General features: G+C 59.9%; 9 protein-coding genes. 5 read left to right on the top strand and 4 right to left on the bottom strand.

The annotated features are described in order from the left end of the window. Positions 1–478 precede the first annotated feature (478 nt). Positions 479–1402 carry a hypothetical protein gene (locus tag JQ627_RS12265; RefSeq protein ID WP_212484463.1) on the top strand — a complete coding sequence of 308 codons (924 nt, stop codon included), beginning with the start codon at positions 479–481 and terminating at the stop codon, positions 1400–1402. A 465-nt stretch (positions 1403–1867) separates the two neighbouring features. Here the strand turns inward: JQ627_RS12265 and JQ627_RS12260 are convergent, their stop codons facing one another. Together JQ627_RS12260 and JQ627_RS12255 are read right to left on the bottom strand one after the other, a co-directional pair. Then, positions 1868–2617 (bottom strand): DUF4239 domain-containing protein, encoded by a 750-nt coding sequence (locus tag JQ627_RS12260; protein ID WP_212484462.1) that lies wholly within the window; start codon positions 2615–2617, stop codon positions 1868–1870. Positions 2618–2665: 48 nt separating this feature from the next. Further along, positions 2666–3988 (bottom strand): TAXI family TRAP transporter solute-binding subunit, encoded by a 1323-nt coding sequence (locus tag JQ627_RS12255; protein ID WP_212484461.1) that lies wholly within the window; start codon positions 3986–3988, stop codon positions 2666–2668. Positions 3989–4140: 152 nt separating this feature from the next. On the opposite strand from JQ627_RS12255, the gene JQ627_RS12250 reads away from it, so the two are divergent. The 3 genes from JQ627_RS12250 to JQ627_RS12240 all read left to right on the top strand — a co-directional run bounded on the left by JQ627_RS12250 (position 4141) and on the right by JQ627_RS12240 (position 6340). Then, entirely contained in the window at positions 4141–5481 is a 1341-nt protein-coding gene (locus tag JQ627_RS12250) for a metallophosphoesterase (protein WP_249143040.1), read from the top strand. Positions 5482–5543: 62 nt separating this feature from the next. Next, on the top strand, positions 5544–5978 hold the full coding sequence (locus tag JQ627_RS12245) for a hypothetical protein (RefSeq protein WP_028170427.1): 435 nt from the start codon (positions 5544–5546) through the stop codon (positions 5976–5978). Beyond that, on the top strand, positions 5975–6340 hold the full coding sequence (locus JQ627_RS12240; RefSeq protein WP_212484460.1) for a hypothetical protein: 366 nt from the start codon (positions 5975–5977) through the stop codon (positions 6338–6340). The genes JQ627_RS12245 and JQ627_RS12240 overlap by 4 nt, the downstream gene beginning before the upstream one ends. Before the next feature lie 91 nt (positions 6341–6431). Here the strand turns inward: JQ627_RS12240 and JQ627_RS12235 are convergent, their stop codons facing one another. Further along, positions 6432–7109, bottom strand: coding sequence for a hypothetical protein (locus JQ627_RS12235; protein WP_212484459.1), 678 nt, complete (start codon positions 7107–7109; stop codon positions 6432–6434). A gap of 480 nt (positions 7110–7589) precedes the next feature. Between JQ627_RS12235 and JQ627_RS12230 the strand changes: the two genes are divergently transcribed. After that, positions 7590–8066, top strand: coding sequence for a hypothetical protein (locus JQ627_RS12230; RefSeq protein WP_212484458.1), 477 nt, complete (start codon positions 7590–7592; stop codon positions 8064–8066). 166 nt (positions 8067–8232) lie between these two features. On the opposite strand, the gene JQ627_RS12225 is transcribed toward JQ627_RS12230, so the two are convergent. Further along, complete coding sequence (locus JQ627_RS12225) at positions 8233–8793, bottom strand: hypothetical protein (protein ID WP_249143039.1); 561 nt, start codon at positions 8791–8793, stop codon at positions 8233–8235. Positions 8794–8803: the final 10 nt, after the last annotated feature.

Below are 8803 nucleotides of genomic sequence, written 5' to 3'. Positions count from 1 at the left end.
CCATGGCGGCTTTCTGGGCCGCCTCATCAAAAAAGTCGAAAACAACCCCATGCACAGTAGCCGGCGTCAGTCGGATCAATGAGTTACGCCTTTTCCGAAATCCGATTGACGCGTCGGGCAAAACAGGGGCATGATGGCATCATCCAAGGAGAGGCCCGCACCACCGAGCGACTAGCCCGCCTTGACACGCGAGAGGTCCATGGTTCGACCCCATGTGCGCCCACCATTCAGCCTAGACTTCAAGAATCGCTGAAAGCTCCTTTGCCGAGGCGTGCAGATGTTCGCCTTGCTCTCCCGAGCAGTAATTAGGCAACCGACCGACATCGTCCGCGACGGGCCAGAAGGTGACCTCAAGCACCGTCGCCGGAATCGAGTCAACGAAATCTAAACATCTCCTTTCAAAATCGTCCTCTCGCCCAACTGATCGATAAACTTACGCTGCTACACGGCAACACGACTGCGGTGTGCGAGGATAGAGTTGGTATCACCACGAAAGCTCGTCGGCCTGGTTCTAGTGGTTACCGCGGTTGTCATCGTCGCGGGCGCTGCGACATCACTCCTTGTCGCCTATGAAGCCGAAGAGGCCGCTGGATCCCAGCCGTATTGTATCCAAATCGCCGATAGGACTTCCGACTATCGCCCCGCCCGCTCCTGGCTCGACTTGTCAGCATTGACAATGTGGGCCAAGCGCGATGGTCCGCTGTACATGCAGCACCATGCCATCCTCGTTGTCGGCGAGGCTGCCAATCCACGCCTGTATCACTGGTCGTATCGCCGCCGCACCTTCGAGCCGGGCGTGCTCAACGGGCAAATCGAGGGCCGTGGGCCGGCGGTGACCTGCCTGCCGGTGCGTGACTTCGCGGGTAAGCGGCTGGCGCTCATCCCCCAATCGTCCGACAGCAATTACGTGAGGTACTCTGCGCAGGATACTTATCGCATCCCAAGTGTCTGGCAGGCAAAGTGGAGCGGCGGGATGAGCCCCACCTTGCGGCTCGCGACGACAGCGCCCGACTTCCAGCCGCTCAGTCGACGATGGAGCGACCTCGCGCCGGAGGAACGTGACAGCAACTGGGTGTTCGTCGAGTGGAATCCAGAATGGGTGTTAAGCCTGATAAGGGAGACTCCCAGCAGGAACGTGGTCGAGCAGAGCACGGGGTTCGGCCTCTCGAAAACCAAGACCGTCACGCACGGCAGGGGATGGCAAGGATTATGTCGGATATGGCTATCTTGTTCATGCCGACGGTCATGGCATCAACACCACGGTGATCGGCTGTGGCATGCCATCCGACGCCATTCCGAAATCATGTCAGCACCGCTTCATCAACAAGGGGCGGCATTTCTATTTCCGCCATCGACCGGAGGACGTGGCCGATTGGCGCAGTATGCAGCAGCGTATCCTTGAATTGATGGACTCGTTCGAGGTTCGCGACGGCGCTTCGTAGCGTGAATAGGCGCCGCTCCCGAAACGCGCTCGAGAGGGGCATGCCTCAACTCCGCCTGATCATGCCGAGCAAGTGGAAGACGTCCAGTGAAGGCTCCGGTCGAAGCGACTTGCAGCCACATGTCTGCTCCGGCGGACGATCGTCGAGCCATGGCGGCTTTCTGGGCCGCCTCATCAAAAAAGTCGAAAACAACCCCATGCACAGTAGCCGGCGTCAGTCGGATCAATGGGTTCCGCATTTTCCGAAATCCGATTGACGCGTCGGGCAAAACAGGGGCATGATGTCATCATCCAAGGAGAGGCCCGCACCACCGAGCGACTAGCTTGCCTTGACACGCGAGAGGTCCATGGTTCGACCCCATGTGCGCCCACCATTGATCCCAGATTTCAAGAGTCGCTGAAAGCTCCTTGCGAGGCGTGCGAACGTCAGGGACCGAGCGGCGTGAGCGCGCTGCGCAGTGGCGCGCTGGAAATCTGCATCAAACCCGCAAATGGCTGCCCCAGCTCCAGGACCAGGTAGATCGCCCCGGCGGCCGACAGTGCAAAAACGAACAGCGAGCCGAAAACGGTTGCGCTGGGTCTGGCAAACAGGCCGAAGCTTCCAAAGATGATGGTGAGCCAGAAAATCAGCACCACCAGGAACGGCATGGGGATCGAGTTGTTCGTCTGGGCGTACAGCGACAGGCGGGTTTGCGCAATGTCGGTGGCGATCTGTATGGCCCTGGCCTGCAAGGAGCGCTGGGCATCGTTCTGCGGCGAAAGCTGCTGAAGCTTCGCAAAGAATGCTTCGCTTGCGGCGCTCCCCTCGAATGGGTTTGCCTTGGCGACCTCGGAACTTTTCTCGCGCCACATTCGATCGGCTAAAACAACGATGGCGCGCCGCAATAGATTGCGTTCGTCATTCGTCTCCGGTCCGTACTGCACCAGCAGATTGTCGAGCAGGACAACATTGCTCGTCATCTGCGTGACTTGAGTGCTCTGCGTGTCGTAGGAACCCTTCGCCGAGGCGATCAGCAGGCCGAGGACAAGCGCGGCTATCGTCCCGATGAGGCCCGTGCCCAGCCTGACCACATCCTTGTCATCAGTGCTCAGGTGATGCCCAGGAAGGAACATACCGAGCAGGGCACCGCCTGAGATGCACAGAAACGTAATGCACGATAGTGCGATTGCATTCATGATTCACCCGTATGTCCCGCGGCGTGTCGCGACTTGGCGCTGTGTCGCCTACGCCGCGGAGGCAACTGCGGGTCCCCTGGCGATCAATGTGCGTCGGTCGTGAATCAAGTTCTCCAGCCGGTGGGCTGCCACGTTCAATGTGGCATCATCGACCGCGCTCTCGTCTCCAGCAGCGGATTTGGCGCGCTCCGCCTTTAGAATGCCGTCGATTTCGTCTTCGATATCCGAAAGTTCAGCCTCCGTATCGACCTTCCGAATCCGGCGCGCCAGGGCGTAGAGAGAATCGAGCGGACCTTCGGCTGCGCGACTGCCGAGGCCCAGGAATTTCCACGCCGCCGCAAGCATGGTGGCAACGCCACCCAGTACCATCGGCGTCAAATAGATCCAGTTGCCGTACTCATCCATGAAGCTTTGCGTGGTGCTGTTGTAGACGGCTGCGGCGCCAGGGTGCAGCGGAAGGTAGGCATCCTGGTCGGTGCTGGGCGCGGTGATCTGCGCGAAAATCGGCTGCTCGCGTAGAAGATTCCTGCGCGCACTCATGATCGCCTGCGTGAGGCTGGTTACCAGATCAGTGCCGAGCTTCTTTTGCGCAACCAGGTATAGCGAGGTCCTTAGGGTCGTCAGGTCATCTTCCGGGACCGGCGGCGATCCCCGCAGCGTGCCCTTCGGGACGTCGAAACTTTCAAAGGCACGTTGAGTTTCTGCAATTGCTGCGGCGGACTCGATTGGGATCAGTACCGGGACCTTCTTATGGTCGAGCTGAAAAAATCCGCGAACGAGCGAGAGGTATTTTTCGGCGAGCGGGATCGTGACGAGCAGGGCACTGACCTGTTTTGACTGAACGGCTTGCCGGACATCCGTCAACGCAAGGTTCTTGAATACAACTTTTGCGCTCGTCAAATCATATTCCTTGGTCAACGCGTCGACAATTTTGGCGTTCGCTGCTCCGCTGACGACGCCGACCGTGCGTCCCTTCAGGTTGCTTATGCTGTCGATGGACGATCCCGGCGGCGCGATAATCAGTACGACCATATGGCTGACGACGACAACGGCTTGCGCATGCGACAAGTCTCCGACATCGCCGCGAACCACGGCGAGATCGACCTTGCCCGCGGAGAAGGCATTAGCGGCCTCAAGCACGGTGCCGCTGTCAATGACCTTGAGCCGCACCGGCGCGTTCGTCGAAACGAACTCGCTCGCCAACGCTGACATTGCCTTGGCTGCCTCGCCGTCGATCGAGCCGACCGCCACGCTCAGCGTTACCGGGCGGCTGTAGTACCGATAGGCAACAAGACTTGCGCCTGCTGCAAAGGCGACGACGCCGACAAGCAGGAAAAAGCGAAGCCACAGCGGCAATTTTATCGACGTCATGCTCGCCACTGCAGACGCGTCGGCTGGTGACGACGTTGATCTATATCAAGCTTGCCCGCCGCTGAAGGTCTACGGGAAACGGCCGGCAAATCGGGCTGTTTGCGCGCCCTATGCGGCGGCTCATTCCCTCTCCTCGATCAGGGGTGATCATCATGCAATCCTCTTGGCGTAACGAGCCCAGTCGTCGCCTGGTTCTAGGCGCACTCGCCGCACTGCCCGCATTCTCCGTGCCACGCGTTGCCGGTGCCCAGACACAGACAACGCCCGCGCAAGCACCGCTTCCCGCAGCGGCCGGCTTTTCATTCGCTGCGGTCGGCGATACCCGACCGATGATGTACCTCCCATTGAAAGAGGGACAACCGGACCTCAGCAAGTTCTTCGTCGAGATGTTCGGGTTGGTCATGCCGGAAAAGGTCGCCGAGGCCGTCGTAGCGAAGGATGTGAAGATGATCTTCGATCCGGTCACAAAAGACCTGATCAAGGTCGTCATGCCGTTCGCATCCAAGACGGAAGTGATGACCCTGACGGTGGACAAGGGTTGGGTCACCGAGGCATCCGTTGAAGACGTGAAACTGCTTCCCGGAGTGCATCGGACAATGTTCCGGCTTCAGGGCGGCGAATGGGTGACCCGTGAAATCGTCAAGGACGTTCAATCCGGTCGCGCCAAATTCGTGGTCAATAGCGGTGACGCCGTGTGGTGGGGCAATCAGGGCTTGACCGTGAGTGACAGCCCGTACTGGAAGCGCGTGAACGAAACAATGTTGAAGAAGCTACCCGCGCCGGATGACGAGATGCGCGCAGCCGGCCTGGATGGGCGCTTTTTCATGAGTGTGGGTAATCATGAGGTGTGGGCCGACCCAAAGATCGAGGGCGTCCTTTCGGCTGTGCCATATCTGAAAAAATTCGGCGTCACGCCGGAAAACCTCATCTACAAATTCGACTTCAAGGGCACCCGCTTCATCTATCTCTGGAGTGGCAAGTACGATTATCGTTCGCCGTCGCTGTGGGACGCTGATCGGCCAAAATATGCCGAGCAGATGGCCCAGCTTCAAAAGTGGATGGACGAGGCGAGGGCCAATGGCATTCGGAAGACGTTCATCGTCTTCCATTATCCCGTGTTTGCGCGGTCAGGCTTAGGCCCGATCCCGGCTCCCGATAACCCGCACAAGGTGATTGCGTCGTATGCCAGGGACATGGATGTGGTCGTGTTGAACGGGCACGTCCACACCACGGAAATCTACGACGTCGATGGGGTGAAGTATCTGATGCTGGGCGGCGGGGGCGCAGAACAAGACCCGATCCTGCCGGGGCGAACCAGCATCAAGGTGCCCGCCGACTATCCGCAGGACCTCTACTGGAAGGGCCAGCCTCCGCAAGAGGAGTACAACTACGTGCTGGTGGACGTTGAACCCGGCCAGAAGACGAAGTTCACCCTCAATCGCTTCCGGCCGTGGTCGGCGGAGCCATTCGGGACTGAGGAACTCTTCACATGACAGCAAGCGGGCAATAGGCCGGGAGTGAGGCTCTGGCAACAGTATTCCTGATTGTTCACGGCTTGGTCGCCGTCGCACTGCTTGGCGCGATTACGCACCAGACCTTGGCGACGTGGGCGACTGTGGGAATGCGCCCCAGTTCGTTTTTCGGTCGCTTTCGCTCCGTGCCATCGGCCCGGTTCGCCGACGCCGTCGTCGTCTTGTATGCCATCTCCATCCTGCTCGGTGGGATCATCTATCTGTATTTTCGCGTCGACATCAGGCCAGAGTTAGAGCGCGCCGGTCATTGGCCAGCCCTGGGCTTCTTCGACCTCAAGGAGCACTTCGCCGCTATCGGTTTTGCGTTGCTACCAGCCTACTGGGTTTGCTGGCGACGGCCGCATGCCGATGAGCCTGCTCAGACGCGCACGATGCTCACCTCGATCCTCGCCTTTGTCATCTGGTGGGGATTCCTGACTGGTCACGTCGTAAACAACATCAGAGGTTTCGGCGCATGACGTTATCGGCTGCGTTCCGCCGCTTTGCATTCGCGTTTGGGACGACATTTGGCTTCCTCTACGTGGTTGCGCTCGCAAAGGACCTTGCTCTTTTCACCGTTTTCCCGTCGCTCGGCATCGTGCTGGCGGGCACGCATCATTCGCGAGACGTTGCTGACCCTGCGATGGGATTTCTAGCTCCCGCGATGTACTGGTACGGGTGGGCCGCGACGGCCGCGCTCGGGGCACTGATCGTCGCCCTCGTTGCTACGTCGTTACCCGGACGTTCAGTGCGAAACTTCTGGTCGGGATGGGTGTGGGTAATTCCCATCCTCTCGATGATCGCTTGCGTCTATCTCACCCTGCCTTGGTTCAGGCTCTGACTTGGGTGCTTCCGCAAATGGATCATGACCGACCAAGCTCAAAGCGAGCGCTCTGGCCGGAAAGCCGCTTCGCAATCTTCCCGATCAAGCTTCAAGCAGCCCGATCCGGCCGCCAGGCCGCGTAGAGGCCGACGAGGGTCCCGATGGCGACCAGGCATGATGCCAGCAGCACCTGCAATTCCCCATCATCGGTGGCGCCTGCGGACGACACCAGTCTGGTCACGATGACGAACAGGATGCCGACGGCAGCCGCGGCGCCCGCACAGAGATAGGCGAGCTCGCGCGTCAGGTTGCGGCCGAGAAGTCCGAGCGCCGTGAAATACATCGCGGACGCGTTGGGATGAACGAACAGGGCGACGCGCGCGTAGGGACCGTAGGCGTCGAACAGCGACTCGCATCGGTTCAACGCCGCCTTCGAGGCAACCCGCTGCAGGAACGGCCTGAAGAAGCGCGCCTGTCCGTAACTCAGAACGGCGCCGACGATGATGGCCAGCCACGCCATGATGAAAACCGAGACATCCGCGGGCTTCGGATTGAGCGCCACGGACATCAGGATGAGGGCGGTTCCGGGAAAATAGCCGAAATACGGGAAGACCGACTCCAGCAGCACACAGGCGAACATGAAGACCGGAAACCACCATGAACCGGTCGCGCCCTGGACGACGGCGTTCAGGTCGAACAGATTCGCCTTGTACATGACGAGGTACATGCACATGGCCAGTCCAGCCAGCGCGTAGAACGGCAACGCTCCCGACAGAAATCGTCTCATCCAACCATCGGGCTTTGTTCGCGGACACGCTGGAGACCATCGATATCAGCACTTTAGGCACATGGGATTGCTCCTGTCGATGGCATCCGAAAACAACCCCATGCACAATTGCCGACGTCGGACGATCAATCGGGATCGCTTGCGCCGGATATGGCCGATTCGAAGGCATGCCTTGAACAGGACCAGATGCGGGAGACGCGTACCAGGCAAGCCTGGCCGCTTGATCCGATCGGCTATTTCGACCCGCGGAGAGTCCCACGCGAGTGACGGCATATTATACCCTTGCGAAAACCTGAACTTTTCTCCCATCGCCTGGGACTTATACTTGCGTCCCGGCTTCGCGCCTTGGGGTACAGAGAGCTTCAGCCGCCGCCGGGGCGTCGCCGAGGGCTCTCGTTCGTGCCGCCGCGAACAGCCGGGGCATGATGTGCAGCTCGCCGGAACTTCTTGACTTGAGTTCAACAAGCGCAGGAGGAGCCTATGCGAAAGTCTCTCACCTTTTTCCTTTCTGGCGTGGCTTTGGCCGTCGCGGCGTCAAGCGCTGTAGCCGGTGAGCGGGTGCTTGAGTTCAAGCTCATCACGAAGCCGCTCGACCTCAAGGTCATAGAGGCCGCAAACGTCGAGGGACAGACGGTAGTGTCTGGCAAATTCTTCGGGGTCGCCGTCTTCAACGATGGCCGCATCGGAGTGAAGGAGTTCGTCAATAGTTCGGACTTGTTGAAAGGGTCGGGTCCCTTCTTCGGCTACAGCACTTACACGTTCGAGGAAGGCTCGATTACCGCGCGCTACACCGGTATCGCCAAAGACGGCAAATCAACCGGCGAATACACGATCCTGTCGGGCACGGGTGCCTATGCGAACGCCACGGGTACGGGAACGATCGAAAGCGTCCCGAACCCGTTCAAGGGCGTCAACCTGCTCAACATAAAGCTCATCGTTAGAACTTCCGGCTCATGACAGCACGGTGACCACGGGTCCTGCACGAAGGAAGTTGATCCCTTGCGTGGCGTGTCGGCCCGGCCGGCGGCGCATTGCCGGCCGGGCGACCTGCTGAAGAGCCGACCGAAGTCGCGAGCGGTCATTCGCGGCATTGAAATGCTTGCTGACCGGAAGGCCCAGTCAATCACAGACCCAGTGTGACTTCAGCCCAGTGCATCGCGGTGCTGCTGCCGAGAAACTCGATCACGCGAGGTTCGATGGTCTCCGGCCGATCGTGGCCAATGACAGCGGTCGCTGCGATCATGTCGCAACGCTCGTTGTAGACGACCGACACCAGCGTTTTGCCGGGAGCACCACGTGAGTGGAGCGTGTAGGCGCGGCTGCGACCGTTCATCCACGCAATCCTGATGGGATGGCCGGAACCGAGTGGAGAGACTTCGCCCAGGAGAACGGTATCGCCCATACGATCGAGGTCATCATCATCGGCGACGCCCGTCGCGCAATTGCAAAGACCTATCTTGGCGCGCAGGTACAGCGTCACCTCGACACCGCAATCGGCCGCCTTGCAGCGGAACGACTTTCCCTTGCCCCAGGGGTCAATCGGGAAGGGCCAGGTCACCTCCTGCCACACCGGCGTGGCGGACGTCGCGGCGGCATGCCGTGGCACATAGAGCCACAAGAGCGATGCCGCCAGCGCGCTTCCCAGCGAGATTGCTGCGACGGCGATGGCGGCTGTCCTTCTCATCACTGCACCG

The sequence above is a fragment of the Bradyrhizobium liaoningense genome (assembly GCF_018130785.1).
Classification (GTDB): domain Bacteria; phylum Pseudomonadota; class Alphaproteobacteria; order Rhizobiales; family Xanthobacteraceae; genus Bradyrhizobium; species Bradyrhizobium liaoningense_A.
This window is presented reverse-complemented; position numbering and strand designations above follow the sequence as displayed.